Genomic DNA, 358 nt, shown 5'->3' with positions numbered 1-358 from the left:
ACTTACTGCCACAATTGTAGGTGTCGCTGGCGTCGTTTCTGGATTTACATCTCCCGCACCCGCTACTTGTTTCAAATCATTTTCATCCACTGATCCAATTAATTCTTTTGTATCAAACTCTTGATCTCGTAATTTATTTAATTTTTCGTTTTTAGACATGTTTAACTTCCTCTCTTTTTTTAGTTATTGATTAGCACTTGCTTGTACATTTTGTAGTTGGGCAAATCCCAAGACTTACTGCCACAATTGTAGGTGTCGCTGGCGTCGTTTCTGGATTTACATCTCCCGCACCCGCTACTTGTTTCAAATCATTTTCATCCACTGATCCAATTAATTCTTTTGTATCAAACTCTTGATC

2 protein-coding genes are annotated in these 358 nt (G+C 37.7%); both read right to left on the bottom strand.

Features of this window, described 5'->3' with window-relative positions; all coding sequences use genetic code 11:
• On the bottom strand, positions 1–159 hold a 159-nt coding region (locus MR083_RS27010), incomplete at its 3' end, for a class II lanthipeptide, LchA2/BrtA2 family (RefSeq protein WP_100655336.1).
• 31 nt (positions 160–190) lie between these two features.
• Positions 191–358, bottom strand: a 168-nt coding sequence (locus tag MR083_RS27005; RefSeq protein ID WP_242270115.1) for a class II lanthipeptide, LchA2/BrtA2 family, incomplete at its 5' end; no start/stop codon positions are given.

This window comes from Bacillus cereus group sp. BfR-BA-01408 (genome assembly GCF_022663305.1).
GTDB lineage: Bacteria > Bacillota > Bacilli > Bacillales > Bacillaceae_G > Bacillus_A > Bacillus_A pacificus.
Note: the sequence above shows the minus strand (reverse complement) of the source record. Positions and strands in the feature narration are given on the sequence as shown.